At 62.7% G+C, this 17,727-nt stretch carries 18 protein-coding genes, 1 tRNA gene and 2 pseudogenes; 8 read left to right on the plus strand and 13 right to left on the minus strand.

Translation table 11 applies throughout. The annotated features are described in order from the left end of the window. Window positions 1-26 precede the first annotated feature (26 nt). A complete protein-coding gene (locus ACNQP3_RS19100; RefSeq protein WP_015912826.1) occupies window positions 27-383 on the minus strand; it encodes an ArsR/SmtB family transcription factor in 357 nt (118 codons plus the stop codon). Between the two features lie 235 nt (window positions 384-618). Between ACNQP3_RS19100 and ACNQP3_RS19105 the strand changes: the two genes are divergently transcribed. The 4 genes and pseudogenes from ACNQP3_RS19105 (at window position 619) to ACNQP3_RS19120 (ending at window position 4,923) form a co-directional block, all read left to right on the plus strand. Then, window positions 619-3,114, plus strand: a complete 2,496-nt coding sequence (locus ACNQP3_RS19105) for a heavy metal translocating P-type ATPase (protein ID WP_017511447.1) — start codon at window positions 619-621, stop codon at window positions 3,112-3,114. A 15-nt stretch (window positions 3,115-3,129) separates the two neighbouring features. Next, the gene (cueR, locus tag ACNQP3_RS19110) at window positions 3,130-3,609 is read left to right on the plus strand and encodes a Cu(I)-responsive transcriptional regulator (RefSeq protein ID WP_012614052.1); all 480 of its coding nucleotides are present in this window, start codon (window positions 3,130-3,132) and stop codon (window positions 3,607-3,609) included. Window positions 3,610-3,624: 15 nt separating this feature from the next. Further along, entirely contained in the window at window positions 3,625-3,963 is a 339-nt protein-coding gene (fdx, locus tag ACNQP3_RS19115) for an ISC system 2Fe-2S type ferredoxin (RefSeq protein ID WP_012614051.1), read from the plus strand. Between the two features lie 223 nt (window positions 3,964-4,186). Then, window positions 4,187-4,923, plus strand: a pseudogene (locus ACNQP3_RS19120) (MauE/DoxX family redox-associated membrane protein). A gap of 74 nt (window positions 4,924-4,997) precedes the next feature. Here the strand turns inward: ACNQP3_RS19120 and ACNQP3_RS19125 are convergent. Continuing rightward, a complete protein-coding gene (locus ACNQP3_RS19125; RefSeq protein ID WP_012614049.1) occupies window positions 4,998-5,192 on the minus strand; it encodes a heavy-metal-associated domain-containing protein in 195 nt (64 codons plus the stop codon). 100 nt (window positions 5,193-5,292) lie between these two features. Continuing rightward, a complete protein-coding gene (locus ACNQP3_RS19130) occupies window positions 5,293-5,511 on the minus strand; it encodes an Lrp/AsnC ligand binding domain-containing protein (protein ID WP_017511446.1) in 219 nt (72 codons plus the stop codon). A gap of 25 nt (window positions 5,512-5,536) precedes the next feature. Here ACNQP3_RS19130 and ACNQP3_RS19135 point away from each other — a divergent pair. Next, window positions 5,537-6,106: pseudogene (locus ACNQP3_RS19135) on the plus strand (4-hydroxyphenylpyruvate dioxygenase family protein); the annotation flags it as partial. A gap of 320 nt (window positions 6,107-6,426) precedes the next feature. Next, on the plus strand, window positions 6,427-7,320 hold the full coding sequence (locus ACNQP3_RS19140) for a LysR family transcriptional regulator (RefSeq protein WP_012614048.1): 894 nt from the start codon (window positions 6,427-6,429) through the stop codon (window positions 7,318-7,320). A gap of 26 nt (window positions 7,321-7,346) precedes the next feature. Here the strand turns inward: ACNQP3_RS19140 and ACNQP3_RS19145 are convergent, their stop codons facing one another. Continuing rightward, window positions 7,347-7,640, minus strand: coding sequence for a helix-turn-helix domain-containing protein (locus ACNQP3_RS19145; RefSeq protein ID WP_024082527.1), 294 nt, complete (start codon window positions 7,638-7,640; stop codon window positions 7,347-7,349). A 104-nt stretch (window positions 7,641-7,744) separates the two neighbouring features. Between ACNQP3_RS19145 and ACNQP3_RS19150 the strand changes: the two genes are divergently transcribed. Further along, entirely contained in the window at window positions 7,745-8,386 is a 642-nt protein-coding gene (locus ACNQP3_RS19150; RefSeq protein ID WP_012614047.1) for a substrate-binding domain-containing protein, read from the plus strand. 66 nt (window positions 8,387-8,452) lie between these two features. On the opposite strand, the gene ACNQP3_RS19155 is transcribed toward ACNQP3_RS19150, so the two are convergent. The 8 genes from ACNQP3_RS19155 to ACNQP3_RS19190 all read right to left on the minus strand — a co-directional run bounded on the left by ACNQP3_RS19155 (window position 8,453) and on the right by ACNQP3_RS19190 (window position 15,224). Next, window positions 8,453-10,396, minus strand: coding sequence for a tyrosine-type recombinase/integrase (locus ACNQP3_RS19155; protein WP_012614046.1), 1,944 nt, complete (start codon window positions 10,394-10,396; stop codon window positions 8,453-8,455). Window positions 10,397-10,622: 226 nt separating this feature from the next. Then, window positions 10,623-10,698 (minus strand) — tRNA-Gly (locus ACNQP3_RS19160). A 63-nt stretch (window positions 10,699-10,761) separates the two neighbouring features. Further along, the gene (gene pgsA, locus ACNQP3_RS19165) at window positions 10,762-11,322 is read right to left on the minus strand and encodes a CDP-diacylglycerol--glycerol-3-phosphate 3-phosphatidyltransferase (protein WP_060492890.1); all 561 of its coding nucleotides are present in this window, start codon (window positions 11,320-11,322) and stop codon (window positions 10,762-10,764) included. Between the two features lie 33 nt (window positions 11,323-11,355). Further along, on the minus strand, window positions 11,356-13,179 hold the full coding sequence (gene uvrC, locus ACNQP3_RS19170) for an excinuclease ABC subunit UvrC (RefSeq protein WP_264316334.1): 1,824 nt from the start codon (window positions 13,177-13,179) through the stop codon (window positions 11,356-11,358). Window positions 13,180-13,185: 6 nt separating this feature from the next. Then, window positions 13,186-13,824 carry a UvrY/SirA/GacA family response regulator transcription factor gene (gene uvrY / locus ACNQP3_RS19175; RefSeq protein ID WP_023047491.1) on the minus strand — a complete coding sequence of 213 codons (639 nt, stop codon included), beginning with the start codon at window positions 13,822-13,824 and terminating at the stop codon, window positions 13,186-13,188. 63 nt (window positions 13,825-13,887) lie between these two features. Then, window positions 13,888-14,277 carry a helix-turn-helix domain-containing protein gene (locus tag ACNQP3_RS19180; protein ID WP_012273275.1) on the minus strand — a complete coding sequence of 130 codons (390 nt, stop codon included), beginning with the start codon at window positions 14,275-14,277 and terminating at the stop codon, window positions 13,888-13,890. A 118-nt stretch (window positions 14,278-14,395) separates the two neighbouring features. Further along, window positions 14,396-14,827, minus strand: coding sequence for a GNAT family N-acetyltransferase (locus ACNQP3_RS19185; RefSeq protein WP_264316335.1), 432 nt, complete (start codon window positions 14,825-14,827; stop codon window positions 14,396-14,398). 10 nt (window positions 14,828-14,837) lie between these two features. Beyond that, on the minus strand, window positions 14,838-15,224 hold the full coding sequence (locus tag ACNQP3_RS19190; RefSeq protein WP_071984563.1) for a DUF488 domain-containing protein: 387 nt from the start codon (window positions 15,222-15,224) through the stop codon (window positions 14,838-14,840). Between the two features lie 127 nt (window positions 15,225-15,351). Here ACNQP3_RS19190 and ACNQP3_RS19195 point away from each other — a divergent pair, with 127 nt between their 5' ends. Continuing rightward, window positions 15,352-16,968 (plus strand): inorganic phosphate transporter, encoded by a 1,617-nt coding sequence (locus ACNQP3_RS19195; protein ID WP_264316336.1) that lies wholly within the window; start codon window positions 15,352-15,354, stop codon window positions 16,966-16,968. A 12-nt stretch (window positions 16,969-16,980) separates the two neighbouring features. On the opposite strand, the gene ACNQP3_RS19200 is transcribed toward ACNQP3_RS19195, so the two are convergent. Beyond that, window positions 16,981-17,676 (minus strand): glutathione S-transferase N-terminal domain-containing protein, encoded by a 696-nt coding sequence (locus tag ACNQP3_RS19200; RefSeq protein WP_264316337.1) that lies wholly within the window; start codon window positions 17,674-17,676, stop codon window positions 16,981-16,983. Window positions 17,677-17,727: the final 51 nt, after the last annotated feature.

The raw sequence follows: 17,727 nt of genomic DNA on the forward strand, positions 1-17,727 counted from the left end.
CCGCAACGGCATGCTATGCCCAACAGTTACTCGTCGTTGTGGTCTTCCGCGATGTGGGTGGCCATATCCAGCAGCACCTGGTTCACGTGCTTGTCCGCCACCTCATAGAAGATCTGTTTGGCTTGGCGCACGCCCTTGACCAGGCGAGCACCGCGCAGCAGCCGCAGGTGGTGGCTCACCAGCGACTGCGAGAGTTCGAGGGTTTCAGCGATGTCCCCGACCGAGGAAGAGCCTTTCATGCAGCACAGCATGATTCTCAGCCGGGACGGGTCACCCAGGAGGCGGAATGTCTCAGCCAAGATGGTCACGTCATTCTGTGACAGCGATTCCAAATCGGCGCTGGGACCCTTCGGTGGGGTACTGAATGGCTTACTTGTATTCATTTTTAAAATATTTCCTAACCTCGAATGGCTGTTTTCGCCCTTCAGAATTAACAAGGCAGCGGCCGCTTAGGCGCGCGCAGCAAAGAACCAGTGCGAGCCTGGCAGGCAAGGCCTCCGTTCCCCGTGCACCGGGTCATTTCTGAAACCTGACAGCATCCGAAAAAGCGCTTGACCTTCCCACGATGGTAAACCCTAAGCTCCCTCCATGTCGAATTTCAACTATGGGAAGCACACCATGAGCATGGCAACAACGAGTAGTGCTGGCGCCCAAGCAGCGGCAATCAGCCTGCCCATCGAGGGCATGACCTGCGCAAGCTGTGTCGGCCGAGTCGAGGCCGCCCTTGCCAAGGTCGAGGGCGTGGCAAGCGTGTCTGTCAATCTCGCCACCGAGCGAGCGGACATTCGCCTGAACCGTCCTGTCGATCGCATGGCGCTGATCCAGGCGATCGAGAAGGTAGGGTACGACGTGCCTCAGGGCACCATCGAGCTGGCGATCGGAGGCATGACCTGCGCTTCGTGCGTGGGCCGCGTCGAGAAGGCGCTCAAGGCGGTGCCGGGCGTCACTGAGGCTGTGGTCAATCTGGCGACCGAGCGCGCTACCGTGCGTGGCGTAGCATCCGTGCAGGATCTGATTGCTGCTGTCGATAAGGTCGGCTACGAGGCCAGCCCGGTCGATACAGGCATGCAGGCCGACGAGGAAGCTGCCGAGAAAAAGGACGCCGAGCGCGCCGAACTCAAGCGCGACCTGACCCTGGCCGCCGTGCTGGCGCTGCCTGTGTTCGTGCTCGAAATGGGCTCGCACATGATTCCCGGCATGCACGAGTGGGTGGCTTCCACCATTGGCATCCAGCAGAGCTGGTATCTGCAGTTCGTGCTGACCCTGCTGGTGCTCGCCATTCCGGGCTGGCGCTTCTATGAGAAGGGCTTCCCGGCGCTGTTCCGCCTGGGTCCCGACATGAACTCGCTGGTCGCGGTCGGCACGGCCGCGGCCTTCGGTTATTCGATGGTCGCCACGTTCGCGCCCAGTCTGCTGCCGGCCGGCACGGTGAACGTGTACTACGAGGCGGCAGCCGTCATCGTGGCGCTGATCCTGCTGGGCCGCTTTCTTGAGGCACGGGCCAAGGGCCGCACCTCCGAGGCCATCAAGCGCCTGATCGGCCTGCAGGCCAAGGAGGCGCACGTGCTGCGCGACGGCCGCATCGTGGACATCCCGATCAACGACGTGGCGCAGGGCGACATCGTGGAAGTGCGCCCCGGCGAGCGCGTGCCGGTCGATGGTGAAGTGACCGAGGGCCGCAGCTTCGTGGACGAGTCGATGATCACCGGCGAGCCGATTCCCGTCGAAAAGGCGGAAGGCAGCACCGTGGTCGGCGGCACCGTCAACCAGAAGGGTGCGCTGACGCTGCGTGCCACCGCCGTGGGCGGTCAGACCATGCTGGCGCAGATCATCCGCATGGTCGAGCAGGCGCAAGGTTCCAAGCTGCCGATCCAGGCCGTGGTGGACAAGGTGACGCTGTGGTTCGTGCCCGCCGTCATGCTGGCCGCGGTGCTGACCTTCCTGGTCTGGCTGGTGTTCGGCCCGTCGCCCGCGCTGTCCTTCGCGCTGGTCAATGCCGTGGCGGTGCTGATCATTGCCTGCCCTTGCGCCATGGGTTTGGCGACGCCGACCTCCATCATGGTCGGCACGGGCCGGGGCGCCGAGATGGGCGTGCTGTTCCGCAAGGGTGAAGCCCTGCAACTGCTCAAGGACGCCAAGGTGGTGGCCGTGGACAAGACCGGCACGCTGACCGAGGGCCGCCCGGTCCTGACCGACCTGGAGATTGCCGACGGCTTTGACCGCAACCAGGTGCTGGCGAAGGTCGCCGCTGTCGAATCGCGCTCGGAGCATCCGATCGCACGCGCCATCGTCGAGTCGGCCGTGGAAGGTGGCATCGCGCTGCCGACGATGACAGACTTCGATTCGGTCACGGGCATGGGCGTGCGCGCCACCGTGGACGGCGCGCGTGTCGAGGTCGGTGCCGATCGCTTCATGCGTGAGCTGGGGTTGGACGTGGGCAGCTTCGCTCGCACGGCCGAGCGCCTGGGCAACGAGGGCAAGTCACCGCTGTACGCCGCGATCGACGGCCGGCTGGCCGCCATCATCGCGGTGGCCGATCCGATCAAGTCCAGCACGCCCGCGGCCATTGCCGCGTTGCACCAGCTCGGCCTGAAGGTGGCGATGATCACCGGCGACAACGCGCGTACCGCGCAGGCCATCGCCAAGCAACTGGGCATCGACGAGGTGGTGGCCGAAGTGCTGCCCGAGGGCAAGGTCGAAGCCGTGCGCCGGCTGAAAGCCAGCCACGGCCAGATCGCCTACGTGGGCGACGGCATCAACGACGCCCCGGCGCTGGCCGAGGCCGACGTGGGCCTGGCCATCGGCACCGGCACCGACGTGGCGGTGGAGTCGGCCGACGTAGTGCTGATGTCGGGCAACCTGCAGGGCGTGCCCAACGCCATCGCGCTGTCCAAGGCGACCATCGGCAACATCCGCCAGAACCTGTTCTGGGCGTTTGGCTACAACACGGCCCTGATCCCGGTGGCCGCTGGCGTCCTGTACCCCGCATACGGTGTGCTGTTGTCGCCGATCTTCGCGGCTGGCGCGATGGCGCTGTCCAGCGTGTTCGTGCTCGGCAACGCGCTGCGCCTGCGCCGCTTCCAGCCGCCGCTGGCGGCGGATACCGCTCATTGAGAAAGGAGGAACACCATGAACATCGGTGAAGCATCCAAGGCCTCGAAGGTCTCGGCCAAAATGATCCGCTACTACGAGCAAATCGGTCTGATCCCTCCGGCTGACCGCACCGATTCGGGCTACCGCGCCTATACCCAGGACGACGTTCACCGGTTGCATTTCATCCGGCGTTCGCGCGACCTCGGCTTCTCGGTGGCCGAGATCACGGACTTGCTGGGACTGTGGAATGACAAGTCGCGCCAGAGTGCTGATGTAAAGCGTCTGGCCCAGCAACACATCGACGAGTTGGACCGGCGCATCGAGAGCATGCTGGAGATGGCCGCGACGCTCAAGGCGCTGATCCGGTGTTGCGCCGGCGACGAACGGCCCGACTGCCCGATCCTGCACACGCTGGAGCAGCCCGATATCAGTGACAACAAGCCCGAAGCGCGCACTGGCGCAGTGCCGCGCCGCGCGCGAGCCAACGCAGCAGGAAAAAAGCCGTGTGCGCACTGAGCAGCCAGGAGAGATATGCCCAAAATCACCGTCTTGCCCCATCCTGAACTGGCGCCTGAGGGAGCCGAACTGAACGTGCCAGCAGGCACTTCGATCTGCGAGGCCCTGCTGGACAACGGCATCGAGATCGAGCATGCCTGCGACATGAGCTGTGCCTGCACGACCTGTCACTGCATCGTGCGCAAGGGGTTCGATTCTCTAAACGAAGTCGAGGAATGCGAGGACGATCTGCTCGACCGGGCCTGGGGACTGGAGGCGCAGTCGCGGCTGAGCTGCCAGGCCATCGTTGCGACCGAAGACCTGACCGTCGAGATCCCCAAGTACACGATCAACCATGCCAAGGAGAACCACTAGGAGCCTGCGTGCTGCCTCAGGCGCACCGGCCTGCGGCAGGGTTGCTCTGGCAGATGGAGGACTGACGGCATTGCCGCCAGATAACCAACCCGTGGGCCAGACCAACCCGCGAGCCAGGTGTCTACACTCCCTTTGCACGGTCGTCGGTTAGGCTGGAAAGGTCATCAACGTCCTTAAATCCGTGACGGCCGGCCCATGGAAAGTCCCACAGGAGAAGTCCTGCATGTCTGCGCCCAAGCTAGCCACGCTCTACCGAATGGTCATGCCCGGCCATACCTGCCCCTACGGGCTGAAGTCGCTCGATCTGCTCAACCGCAAGGGCTACGAGGTCGAGGACAAACACTTGGCAAGCCGCGAGCAGACGGATGCGTTCAAGAAGGAGCATGGCATCGAGACCACGCCCCAGGTCTTCATAAACGGGCGGCGCGTGGGCGGCTACGACGACCTACGCAAATTCTTCGGCATGTCCGTGAAGGACAAGAACGCCGTGACCTAGACCCCTGTGATCGCGCTGTTCGCCACGGCGGCCGCAATGGCGCTGGCGGCGAGCTGGGCGGCCTTCGGCCAAGTCTAGAGCATTCAGGCGGCAGAGTGGTTCGTGGCCTTTGCCATGTGCCTCCTGGCGCTGCAGAAGCTCAAGGACGTGGACGGCTTCGCGACGACCTGCTGGCCAAGCGCTGGGTTCGGTATGCCTATTTCTACCCGTTCGCGGAGGCCATCGCAGGCGTCCAGATGGTCGCGGGCGTGGGGATGTGGGTGTCGATTCCGTTGGCGCTGTTCATCGGGACCGTCGGGGCCGTGTCGGTTTTCAAGGCGGTCTATGTCGATCGCCGGGAACTCAAGTGCGCCTGCGTGGGCGGGGACAGCAACGTGCCGCTGGGCTTCGTGTCCCTGACCGAGAACCTGATGATGGTGGCGATGGCCCTGTGGCCAAGGTCGGCCTACCTTGGGATGCACTGAGCGCCGCGCCAGGTACGGCGCAGCGCACGTGCTCGCATCGGCCGTCCTGTGTGCATGCCGGCCACGATGCGGTGTTACTGCGCGCGCGGCGGGAAGCCAGCTTCGCTCAGGGCCGCGGCGATCTGCTCTTGCGAGGCCGAGGTCTGGACCTCGACACGGCGGGTCGGCGGGTCCGTGACGATCTTGGCGTTGGGGTCGATCATTTGGATCGTTTTCGTCACAGTGCGGGCGCAGCCGCCGCAGGTCATGTCTTCGAGATGGAATTGCATGGAAAACTCCTTTCGGGTTGGGGTGTTTGAAGTGTGCTCCTTGCCACCGTTGGAAGGTCAATCGCTATTTGCATCCCCGCCACACCAACCGGCCGAATGCTCATAGGGGCAAGGCCGTGGTGCTCTTTACGCGATCCAGCACGAAGCTGGTCTTGCAGTCCTGCACGCTGGGGTGCTTGAGCAGCGTGTCGAGCACGAAGCGGGAGTAGTGAGCCATGTCCATGACGACCACCCGCAGCAGATAGTCCATGTCGCCGGTCAGCGCATGGCACTCCACAACCTCTGGCCAGTTCTGGACAGACGCGCGGAACACGTCCATGGGATTGCGCTTGTGCGAGTCGGAGTACTGGGCCGACTTCTACACGAAGTTCTTCAACTTCCAAGAGATCCGCTACTTCGACATCAACGGCGAGTACACCGGCCTAGCCTCCAAGGCGATGAGCGCGCCGGACGGCCTGATCCGCATCCCGCTGAACGAGGAAGCACGCCAGGGCGGCGGCCAGATTGAGGAATTCTTGATGCAGTTCAGCGGCGAGGGCATCCAGCACATCGCCCTGCTGTGCGACAACCTACTCGATGCGCTCGACCGCGTGCAGATGGCCGGTATCCCGCTGCTGACCGCCCCCAACGACATCTATTACGCAAACTTGGAAAAGCGCCTGCCCGGCCATGGCCAGCCCGTACCCGAGTTGCAGGCGCGCGGCATTCTGCTCGACGGCACGACCGAAGGCGGCCAGCCCCGCCTGCTGCTGCAGATATTCTCCGAGCCGCTGCTTGGCCCGGTGTTCTTCGAGTTCATCGAGCGCAAGGGCAACTACCGCGAGGGCTTCGGCGAAGGAAACTTCGGTGCCTTGTTCGAGTCGATGGAACGCGACCAGATCAACCGTGGCTCGTTGGAAATCAACCCGGCCTGATTTGGGCCTTTCCATGAAGGCAGAGCGCCTTCAGTCCTACATCTCGCGAGCCCCTCTGTGGGCTCGCGCTACTTTGGCGTCAGTACTGCCTTAGCCGCTCAAGCATTGAGCGGGTTGGCTTCGGCGTCACGTTCCGAAACAGTTGCTACCGCCCTTGACTTGAGTTAATACATGAACATATGTATTCTTATTCAGATACACCGATGGCCTTTTTCCTCGCCCTGAAGAGGGACCCAGCACTACGTCGCCCCCTCTAAGCGCACTTCGGCAGCAATGCGCCGTGGCCAACCCAATGACCAGGATTGCTGAAGGACGTGCCCATGGAACTTCGTCATTTGCGCTGCTTCGTGGCTCTCGCCGAAGAGCTGCATTTCACCCGTGCTGCGGAGCGCTTGCACATCGAGCAGCCGCCGCTGTCCCGCACGATCAAGGAATTGGAAGACGAACTGGGGGTGCTGCTCTTTGACCGCGATCGGCGGGGAACGCGGTTGACGCCAGCGGGCACCACCTTCCTTCAGGACATTCGCAGGCTGTTCACCAACCTGGAGCAGGCACGAGAAAACGTCAGGGCGATCGCCGCAGGCCTAAGAGGCAGCGTGCGCATCGCCATCTCCGATGGCGCCATCGACCCGCGGCTGTCTGCACTTCTTGCCCTGTGCCGCCAGGAGGAGCCGGAGATCGAAATACGGCTCTCCGAGGTCACCCTGGCGGAACAGTTGCGGGGACTGCGATCCGGCGACTTCGCGATCGGTTTCGCACACACCGCGGACGTCGGCGACGGACTGGTGACGGAGCCCATCTGGCAGGACCCGCTGGTGGTGACCGTGCCGATCCGGCACCCGTTGCTGGCCCACAAGGAAGTGTCGCTACGTGAACTCGTGAGTTACCCGCTGGTGATGTGCGATCCGCAGCTTTGCGAGGGCTACTGCCGCGAATTGACCCGGCTGCTACATCCCCTGGAGCGCGAGTCCACCATCGTTGAGCATGTCTCGTCGCTGGACATGATGCTCACATTGGTCGGAGCTGGTTACGGCATCGGCTTCGCAACGGCGACCCGAATCGCGGCGTGTCAACGTCCCGACGTGGTGATCCGGCCGTTGGCGCTCGATTCGGCCGTCATCATCACCTACCTGCTTCGGCCCGAAGGCGGTAGCGGACTATCCGCACCCGTAGAGCGCTTCATCGAGCGTTTGCGTTCGCCAAAGAGCGATTAGCTACGACGCCTGCGCCACATCCGGCGTCACGCATCGCCCTGAAGGTAGAGGTTGCGCTCCGTGGCCGTCATCAGTTCGGCCGAGCTGATCTTGAGAGCCAGGGAAATTTTTAGAATGAGAGCGAGTGTCGGCATGTGCTCGCCGCGCTCAATCTTGCCCATGTGCGAGCGCGCGATCCCCGCCAAGCCCGCGAACTCATCCTGAGCAATCCCCTGAGCCAGGCGAGCGGCTCGCACCGCTTGCCCGAACGCCAACGCCGGTGCGGACTCATAGGTGGTTACTCCGGCGGGCCGTCCAGGCCGAATAGTGCGCTTCTGCATTCGCAGAAGCGTCATGGAATCACTGATCTTTAACCACGTTAAAGATATCTCTTGAGTATGATGTCGGCTGCTCTTTTCGATCCCGTTGCCTCTTGGGGGCATCCATGCACAACGCCATCAGACCGTCCCCGAATTTCACACTCGCCATAGCGCCAGGTGTGCCGTCTTCACGGCTGTCGGCGCTGCTTGCACTGCAGCGAGCGCACGAGCCGGGTGTCGCGATCGCCGTGCGTGAAGTTTCGGATCAAGAGCTGGTAACGGGCCTGCATGAGGGCCGCTACGACGCGGGGCTATCTCTTAGCAGTGCGGGGGATCACCTGACGAGTAGCCGGAGGCTGTGGTGCGAAAGCATGGCCGTCGCGATACCACCGCGGTTCCGTTTGGTTGATCAGGCGAAGCTCACCATCTCCGATCTTCAGGACTATCCAATCTATCGCTGGCAGGCGGAGGCTTGTCCCTTGCTGGACGAGAGGTTGGCCTCCCTGATGCCAGTGGACCAAGAGAACATCCTGCCTGCAACTTCATTCGAGATGATGGCGCTGTGGGTTTCAGCCGGCTACGGCATCGGCGTATGCGCGCAATCGCGCATCGAGCGTGCCCATCAATGGGGGGTAAGCATGCGACCGCTCGCCGATGGCCCCTATGAGATCGTGACGTACCTCCAACGGCCCCACGCGCAAGCAGATTCTGCTGCCAAGCGTTTCGAGCGCAGGGCGCTGCAGATCGCCGAGGCAGGCGCCCTGTAGCAGGCACTCCTATAGGCCGGAGCCGTCTCATCCCGGCCATAGGTTGCAGCATGGGACTAGACCGGACTAGACCCCTTCAAGCACCGCTGCGCTGTCCACCAGTCGGCGGACGCTCTGCCGCACGTCCTCGGGGATGGGCCGCGGGGCAACGGCCTCGGGCACATCCGCATGGTGCTGGTAGTCGCCCATGAGAACCCGGATGATTGCGGGCACGTTCGTTGGCGTGACCGCATCAATGGCCGCACGATCACCCAGGTCGGGGTGAGGCTGGGTCAGCATGCGGTACAGGTCCCACGAATCGGCGTGCGGGCATTGGTTCATGAGCACTTGGGCCAGCTTGTGCTTGAGCGGCACCAGTTGCCAGTCGGGAACCCGCTGCCCCCGGTTGCCCAGGCTGATCGACAGCAGCTTGCCCGCCTTCAGCTCGCGGTTGATCTGGTCCTTGGACTTCCCGGCCAGCTTGCCGAACAGCGGGACCGGCAGATTGTTCGGCGACTCGTAGATGGCCAGCATTTCCTCGCGCTCGCGCTGGATCGCGGAGACTTCCGGCTCCGGGGCATGCACCGGAGGCGGCGGCACCTGCGACAGCCGCTGGAACATGATTCCGCCGCTGTTGGGGGTCACGACGATAGGCGTGGCCACCACGGGCGGCACGCCGGGGACAACAGGCTCAGCAGTCGTGGAGACCGCGCCCACCACTTCCTCCACTTCCGCCATTGCCGGCACCCCGTCGATACGGATGGTCAGATGCGCGCTCGCGGCTTCGACTTCACCCTGTTCGAGCAGGTCAAGACGGTCTGCCCAGTCCTGCATCATGCGACGCCGAGGCTCCACGTACTTGGCGTGGTTGTAGGCCGAACTCACCTTGTTGGGGTCGGAGTGCGAAAGCTGAGCGTCCACCCAAATCTTCGGGTATCCGATCTCGTTGAGCGCGGTCGAGATGGTGCCGCGGATGCCGTGGCCGGTCAGGCGCCCCTCGTAGCCCATGAGCTGCACGGCCTTGTTGAGGGTGTTCTCGCTGATGCGCTTCTTGAGTTCGCTGCGATGCGACAGCAGGTACTTCTGCGCTGGACGCATCACGCCCAGGAGATAGCGCACGATCTCGATGGCCTGCAGGGACAGGGGCACGATGTAGGGCGGCACGTCCTGCGGCCGCTTGCCGGCCTTGCGCATTTCGTCCTGGAGTTGCTTGACGACCTGCGGCGGGATGATCCACAAGCCGCGGTCGAGGTCGAATTGCTCAGGCTCGGCCAGGCGCAACTCGCCCGTGCGCACCCCCGTCAGGAACAGCAGCCGGACGCCAAGCTGGGTCTGCCAGCCCCGGGGGTTGTAGCGCCGGAGCTTCTGAAGGAACTCGGGCAGCTCGGGCAGGTGCAGATAGGGGTTGTGGGCCACCGGGGGCTTGGGCTCGGCCACCACGTCCAGGTCCGCGGCCGGATTGACTTCCAGCCCTTCGGCGATGACCAGGGCATAGCGGAACATCTGGTTGAACCAGGTGCGGACCTTCTCGGCGGTGGTGAACGCCTTGCGTTTCTCGATCGCCGCCACGACGCCCACGAGCTGGGGCCGTCGAATGTCGTAGATCGACATCTTCCCCAGGGTAGGCAGCACGTCCTTGTTGAAGATGCGCAGGATCTGCGAAAGCGTGCTCTGACGGCCTTCCTTGAGTTCCTTGCGGCGATGCTCGACCCAAGCATCGAAGACGTTCTTGAAGGTGTATTCGCCCGCCAGCTTGGCCGCGTGCCGGCGCTGGTCGCGTTCGATTTGGGGATCAATGCCCTTGGCGAGCAGAACCTGAGCCTTGTCCCGCTCGGCGCGGGCCTCGCGCAGACTGAGGGCGGGATAGCCACCCAGGGACATGCGCTTTTGCTTGCCCAGCCAGTAGTATCGGAAGATCCACGACTTGCCGCCTGCGGCAGAGACCATCAGGCCCAGGCAGTCGTTATCGGAGAGGGTGTAGCGCTTGCCGGTGGTTCTTGCCTGCCGGACTGTCAGATCAGAGAGTGCCATTTCGAGGCTCCTAAGTTATGACTTAGGCCTAATGCTCGTCATGGTTCCCGCTCAGCCCCAGCAACTATCCGGTAGCCGTCCCAACCGTATTCTTGTGCCTCAATTGGTCACTCAAAAACGGTAGCTGTGGGTGGATTTCCGTGGCGCTCGCTGGAATGAAAAAAGGGGCCAAAGCCCCTCTTTTCAACGACTTACAGACGTCAGTAGAAGTCTGTAGATCACTATCTGGAGCGGGAAACGAGACTCGAACTCGCGACCCCGACCTTGGCAAGGTCGTGCTCTACCAACTGAGCTATTCCCGCGTCGTGATGGGAGCCATTCTAGCGATTTCTAAAACAGCGTCAACCCCTTGATTCAAAAAAGTTTTATTTTTGTTCCGAGCCTTCGCGCAGGTGCGGCCAGGCAGCCAGCAGGTAATGCACCATAGACCACAGCGTCAGCCCCGCCGCCACCAGCAGCAGGCCGTAGCCCAGGATCACCCAGAAGGTCACTGCCGGCGGGTTGGCCAACAGAATCACCAGGGCGAGCATCTGCGCCGCCGTCTTCCACTTGCCAAGGTTGGACACCGCCACATGTGCCCGTGCGCCCAGCTCGGCCATCCACTCGCGCAGTGCCGACACCACGATTTCGCGACCGATGATCACTGCCGCAGGCAGGGTCAGCCAGAAGTTGGCGTGGGTTTGCACCAGCAGCACCAAGGCCACCGCCACCATCAGCTTGTCGGCCACAGGGTCCAGGAAGGCACCGAACGGCGTGCTCTGCTGCAGGCGACGCGCCAGGTAGCCGTCCAGCCAGTCGGTGGCGGCGGCGACGGCGAACACACTGCTGGCGGCCATGTAGCTCCAGTGATAAGGCACATAGAACAGCAGAATGAAGATCGGGATGAGCAGGACGCGTAGAACGGTGAGCAGGTTTGGAATATTCATCGGTACGACTGGCTGCAAGTTGAGCCCGGCATTCTACTCGCTATGCAGGCTGGCATAAATTGATTCGGCAAGCTTTTTACTGATGCCGGGCGCTTTGGCTATTTCATCGATACTGGCGCGGTTGAGCTCTTGCAGGCCGCCGAAATGTTTCAGCAGGTCGCGGCGACGCTTCGGCCCTACCCCGGCTACATCTTCAAGGCTGGACACCCGACGGGCCTTGCCACGGCGGGCGCGGTGGCCGGTGATGGCAAAACGGTGGGCTTCGTCGCGGATCTGCTGGATCAGGTGCAACGCCGAGGAATCGCCTTTGAGGGTGAATTCGTAGTGCACGTCGTTCAGGTACAGGGTTTCGAAACCCGCCTTGCGCGTTACGCCCTTGGCCACACCGAGCAGGGTCAGGTCGGTAAAGCCCAGCTCCTGCATCACGTCGCGGGCCATGTTCAGCTGGCCTTTGCCGCCGTCCACCAGCAGCACGTCAGGCAGTTTGCCCTCGCCATCCTTGATACGCCCGTAGCGACGGGTCAGGGCCTGGTGCATGGCGGCGTAGTCGTCACCCGCCGTGACGCCTTCGATATTGAAGCGCCGGTAATCGGATTTCAGCGGGCCTTCGGGGCCGAACACCACGCAACTGGCCACGGTGGCTTCGCCACTGGAGTGGCTGATGTCGTAGCATTCCAGGCGTTGCGGCACTTCGTCCAGGCCCAGCACTTCGGCCAGGGCTTCGAAACGTGCGGCCATGTGCTGACGGTTGGCCAGGCGGGCATTCAGCGCCTGCTCGGCATTGGTCACTGCCAGCTGCTGCCAGCGGGCGCGGGTGCCACGCACCCGGTGGCTGATGGTCAGCTCGCGGCCACGCAGTGTGTGCAGTGCTTCGGCAATGGCGTCGAAGTCTTCGTGAACAACGTTGACGATCAACTCGCCTGGCAGTTCGCGCTCTGCGTTGCCCAGGTAGTACTGGGAAAGGAAGGCGGCCATGACCTCGGCCACTTCCTCTTCGATGCCCACCTGCGGGAAGAAGTTCTTGCTACCCAGCACTCGTCCGCCACGCACGCTGATCAAGTGCACACAGGCACCACCTGGGTTGACGAAGGCCGCGATCACGTCGACATCGCCGTTGCCGCCTTCGATGTACTGCTGGTCCTGCACGCGGCGCAGCAGCGCGATCTGGTCACGAAGTTCGGCGGCTTTTTCGAAATTGAGGGCCATGGCGGCCTTTTCCATTTCGGCATTCAATTCGTTGCCCAGTTGCTGGCTACGGCCCTCCAGGAACATCACCGAATGGCGCACGTCCTCGGCGTATTCCTCAGCGCTCACCAGGTCGGTACAAGGCCCTTTGCAGCGCTTTATCTGGTACTGCAGGCATGGCCGGGTGCGGTTGGCGTAGTAGCTGTCTTCGCACTGGCGCACGGAAAAGGCCTTTTGCAGCAGGCTGAGGCTTTCGCGGATCGCCCCGGCGCTGGGGTAAGGGCCGAAGTAGCGGCCCTTGGCTTTTTTCGCCCCACGGTGAATGCCCAATCGTGGGAACTCACCGTCGGACAGGAACACGTAGGGGTAGGATTTATCGTCGCGCAGCAGAATGTTGTAGGGCGGCCGCCATTCCTTGATCAGGTTCTGCTCCAGCAGCAACGCCTCGGTTTCGTTGGCGGTGATGGTGGTTTCGACCTGGGCGATACGCGCGACCAAGGCGGCAGTCTTGGGCGCCAGGCCGGTCTTGCGAAAATAGCTGGCCAGACGCTTTTTCAGGTTCTTGGCCTTGCCCACGTAAAGCAGCCGGGCCTCGCCGTCGAACATCCGGTAAACGCCTGGGCGACCACTGCAGGTCGCCAGGAATGCGCTGGCATCAAAATCTTGGGACATGGGGGGTTACAGGCTTGCGTCAACCATACCGTGGCGAACGGCCAGCAAGGTCAGTTCGACGTCGCTGGTGACCGAGAGTTTTTCAAAGATCCGATAACGGTAAGTATTGACGGTCTTGGGCGAGAGGCACAATTTGTCAGAGATGATCTGCACCTTTTGGCAGCCGACGATCATCAGGGCAATCTGGATTTCCCGTTCGGACAATGTGTCGAACGGCGAGCCCTGTGGCTGGAACGGTTTCAGCGCCAGCTGCTGGGCAATCTGCGGGCTGATGTAACGCTGGCCGGCAAAAGCCAAGCGAATGGCCTGAACCATTTCATCGAGGCCTGCGCCCTTGGTCAGGTAGCCAGCAGCGCCGGCCTGCAGCAAACGTGTGGGGAACGGATCTTCCTCGCACACCGTCACCGCCACCACCTTGATGTCCGGGTGGCTGCGCAGCAGCTTGCGGGTGGCTTCCAGCCCGCCGATGCCTGGCATTTTCACGTCCATCAGCACCACGTCCGGCTTCAGCTCTCTGGCCAGCTTGAGTGCCGACTCGCCTGAATCCCCCTCACCCACCACCTGCAAGCCATCGATGTCGGCCAGCATGCGGGTAATACCGGTTCGTACCAGATCGTGATCATCGACCACTAAGACCCTAATCAAGCACACACCTCGTAAACAGGGCGATTGGATCCCGCCACCTTAACAAAATTTTTCCCGGTGGGCCTAGCGCATTACTTCCTTCAGAAAAGCCTGACGTTCAACGGTAAGCGGCCTCACTGTTTGCCTAGGCTTGGCGTTGTCGGCCAACCGCCCCAACAGATGCCAGAGCGCCGCCTGATCGTCCAGCGATAATTGTCGAAAAGCCCCCAGCAAACCCGACTCGTCGGTGCTCAAGCCTTGCAGCGGTGCCGGGGTACGCAGGCCGCTGAGCACGTACAGCGCGTCCACACCCCTGGCCGCCAGTGCCGCCAGGTAGTCGACCCGCGGCGTGCGCTCACCGCTTTCGTACTTACCCTGGGCATTGGGCTCGACCCCGCCGATATCGCCAAATACGCGCTGGGTCATGCCCAGCCGTTCACGCTCTTCCCGCAGCCGTGGACCGATTCCATTCATAGGGCTTCTCCTCTTCCCTGATCGCCGTCATGCACGGCCTACCCACCTGCAGGCAGCCGTAAACGTGTGGATCCACTATGCCCCTGCTCTGCAGTCGCGACAAGCCATCATTTAGCTATTAGCCGATTACCCGCTGCATACGTACGAAGCAATCGTCCGCCCCCATTTCGACGAAGCCGTGGCACTGGTACAGCAAGCGGGCCGGGTTGCTGCGAAACACCATCAGCCGCAGTAGCGCAAGGCGCCGTTGCCTGGCCCACAGCGCCAGCTGTTCCAACACCCAGCCACCGACCCCACGCCCACGGTGCTCGGGCAACAGGTGCAACTCGCGGATGAACAGCGCCTGTCGGTCCTGGCTGAGGCTGCAAAAACCCAGCAGGGTGCTACCTTCGGTCACCAGCCACTGTTCACGCCAGCCCCAGGCTTCGTCGAAGGCCTCTTCGATCCACAGCAGGTCGTATTCGCGGTAGTACGGCAACATGGCCCGGCGAGTGAGGTCACGGGCGAAGGTGCAGTGGGTGTCGTCGGCGGGGGTTAACTGTAAGGGCATCGCTTATCGCTCATCGGGCATAACAGACTGGCGAACTACCAGGCCCACGCCGGTCCAGTTCGTCTTCCAGCCACTCGGCCAGCACTCGGGCATTGTTGTGCTCGGTGTCCTTGCCGGCAAAAAGCAATGTCAGCGTACCCTTGCCAGCCATGTCCAGTAGCGGATACCAGTGCTCGGGGTGGGCCGCCAGCTGTTGCTGGTAGCGCTGGGTAAAACCGGCAAAATCGATCTCACCCAGATGAAATGCCTTGCGCAACTCTGCCGAGGGTGCCACCTCGCGCAACCACTCCCCGTGCAGGTCTTCCTTGCGTTTGTTGCGCGGCCACAGGCGGTCGACCAGCACGCGCTGGCCATCTTCATCCGAGACCGCATCGTAGACACGCTTGCAGCGAATCATGGGTTGCTCCTGCCATTACCGTCCGTCTTGAGCCTAGATAATTCATTGATCGAGGTCACGGCCGACTCGCCAATTGTTTCTATGCTCAAGGCCTTTGGCAACTTCGCCCACGCCAACCGGAGCCCTCATGGCAACCCCGTCAGTGGCCAGCCAGCCGCAACTGGCCCAACGCGATTCCCGCCCGCAGCTCGCCCACAAGCCCGGGCGTGCCACCTTGGTGCTGTTCTTCGGCCTGTTGCTGGCAGGCATCGCCTACACCGCTTGGAGCCTCAAGCAGGATGTAACCGCCAGCGGCACGGTTATCACCACGGTCACACCCTTCCTGCTCCTGGGCCTGGCGCTGGTGATTGCCTTGGGCTTCGAGTTCGTCAACGGCTTCCACGACACCGCCAACGCGGTAGCCACGGTGATATACACCCATTCGTTGCCGGCACCGATAGCGGTGGTATGGTCCGGGCTGTGCAACTTCCTGGGGGTGCTGCTTTCCAGCGGCGCGGTGGCGTTCGGCATCATCGCCCTGCTGCCGGTAGAACTGATTTTGCAGGTTGGCTCGTCAGCCGGCTTCGCCATGGTCTTCGCCCTGCTACTGGCGGCGATCATCTGGAACCTTGGCACCTGGTGGTTGGGCCTGCCGGCGTCGTCCTCGCACACCCTGATCGGCTCGATCATCGGCGTGGGCGTGGCCAATGCACTGATACATGGGCGCGACGGCACCAGCGGGGTGGACTGGGCCCAGGCCAGCAAGGTGGGGTATGCCTTGCTGTTTTCGCCGCTGATCGGTTTTGCCTGCGCTGCCCTCCTGCTGTTGGCCCTGCGCGCGCTGGTCAAACGCAAAGAGCTGTACCAGGCGCCAGAAGGCCGAACCCCGCCGCCTTGGTGGATCCGCGGGGTGCTGATCCTGACCTGCACCGGGGTATCGTTCGCCCACGGCTCCAACGACGGCCAGAAAGGCATGGGCCTGATCATGCTGATTCTGGTGGGCACCCTGCCGATGGCTTACGCGCTGAACAAGACCATGCCCAATGAGCAGGCCCTGCAGTTTTCTGCCGTCGCCGAAGTAACCCGCCAGGCCTTGCTGCGCAGCGACCCGCATGCGGCCCCGGCCGACCCACGCCAGGTACTCACCCTGTTCATTGCCGAACCCAAGGCCAGCCCGCAACTGGTCCCGGCATTGGCCGCACTCACCGGGATGATCGGCGAACAGGTCAAAGGCTACGGTTCGCTCAAGCGCGTCCCCGCCGAAGCCATGGCCAACGTGCGCAACGACATGTACCTGACCAGTGAAGCCATCCGCCTCATGGAGAAAAACCGGCTGGTGGCATTCGATGCCGACACCCGCAACCATGTGCAGCTGTTCAAGACCCAGTTGGACGACGCCACTCGCTATATCCCGCTGTGGGTGAAGGTGGCCGTGGCCATCGCGCTGGGGCTGGGGACCATGGTGGGCTGGCGGCGCATTGTGGTCACGGTTGGCGAGAAGATCGGCAAGACCCACCTCAGCTATGCCCAAGGGGCTTCGGCCGAAGTGGTGGCGATGTGCACCATTGGCGCAGCGGACATGTTCGGGCTGCCGGTTTCGACCACCCATGTGCTGAGTTCGGGGGTAGCCGGGACCATGGTTGCCAATGGCTCGGGGCTTCAGAAGCGCACGCTGATCAATCTACTGATGGCCTGGGTGCTGACCCTGCCAGCGGCAATGCTGTTGGCAGGGAGCCTGTACTGGCTGCTGAACCAGATCTTCTAGTCAGCGGGGTGATCAGGCGGGGATTTTCAGGCCGCGCTGCACCGCCGGCCGCTCAAGAAACGCGGCCAGCACCCGCTGCACGTCGTTGAACTGATCAAAACCGACCAACTCCCGGGCGTTGTAACGTTCCACCAGGTTACGCACCCACGGGAAAATGGCGATGTCGGCGATGCTGTATTCGTCAACCATCCACTCCCGCCCTTTCAAGCGCCGATCCAGCACACCCAGCAGGCGCTTGGACTCGTTGACATAGCGGTCACGCGGGCGCTTGTCTTCATATTCCTTGCCAGCAAAGAAGTGAAAGAAACCGACCTGGCCAAACATCGGCCCGATGCCGCCCATCTGGAACATCAGCCACTGCAGGGTCTGGTAACGCTGGGCCGGGTCCTGGCTGAGCAACTGGCCGCTCTTCTCTGCCAGGTACTGCAGAATCGCCCCCGACTCGAACAGCGGCAGCGGCTGGCCGCCCGGCCCGTTGGGGTCGAGGATGGCGGGGATCTTGTTGTTGGCACTGAGTGAGATGAACTCGGCACTCAACTGGTCATCGTTGTCGAAGCTGACCTTGTGCGGCTCATAGGCCAGGCCGATTTCCTCGAGCATGATCGACACCTTGACGCCATTGGGCGTCGGCAGCGAGTACAGCTGCAGGCGTTCAGGGTGTTTGGCGGGCCACTTGCGGGTAATGGGGAAAGCACTGAGATCGGTCATGATCAACCTTGCCTGGGGGATGAACCTGTCACTCTAGAGACATCCCCGGCC

The sequence above is a fragment of the Pseudomonas sp. LFS074 genome (assembly GCF_047978165.1).
Classification (GTDB): domain Bacteria; phylum Pseudomonadota; class Gammaproteobacteria; order Pseudomonadales; family Pseudomonadaceae; genus Aquipseudomonas; species Aquipseudomonas putida_P.